The organism is Klebsiella sp. K-3 (assembly GCF_051207495.1).
Classification (GTDB): Bacteria; Pseudomonadota; Gammaproteobacteria; order Enterobacterales; family Enterobacteriaceae; genus Klebsiella; species Klebsiella aerogenes.
The window spans coordinates 1-639 of sequence record NZ_JBPNXF010000038.1 but is presented as its reverse complement, the minus strand read 5'-3'; the positions used below and the strand labels follow the sequence as shown (position 1 = coordinate 639).

General features: G+C 48.0%; 1 protein-coding gene. It reads right to left on the bottom strand.

What is annotated here, in order from left to right:
- A partial coding sequence (locus tag ACSEMK_RS24040; protein WP_430915555.1) for an IS110 family transposase occupies nucleotides 1–511 on the bottom strand: 511 nt, incomplete at its 3' end.
- Nucleotides 512–639 lie beyond the last annotated feature (128 nt).

Sequence of the window (639 nt, the reverse complement as noted above, 5' to 3'; positions counted from 1 at the left end):
CATTTTCGTCGTCCTCCAGAATGGCTGGCAGTTCATGGGTTAAATGGCTTTGTCCGGCCGCAATCGTAATACCAAACTCAGCAAGTGTGGCTCTTAAACTATTGGAACAGGCGATCCGCTCACGGATAAGTATTCCCCGTTCAGTGTGTAACGCTAAAACGGCCTGCTGCTCTTCGGTTTTTATCTGTACAAAACGCATATTCGGGCGGGTTACCGCTTCGCAGATAGCTTCAGCGTCAGCTGCATCCGTCTTGTTCGTTTTCACATAGGGCTTTACATACTGGGGAGGGATGAGTTTTACCTTATGACCATAGCGGGTGAATAATCGCGCGAAATGATGACTGGATGAGCAGGCTTCCATGCCAATCAGACAAGGCTCCAGTTGAATAACAAACTGAACAAACTTAGCCCGGGTGAGCTTTTTACGCAAAATAGTATGACCTTCGTGATCGACGCCATGAAGCTGAAAAACGTTCTTTGCCAGGTCGATACCAAGAGTTGATACTTTCATGTGGACGCTCCTCATTTTTTAGGACGTATTGCAACGATCCAGTCTGGTACTTTGATACCGTAAAATCTGGAGCGTCCATCTCATTATCCGTGCAAAACACGGCCCTCAGCCCGCATCCATGCGGGCTG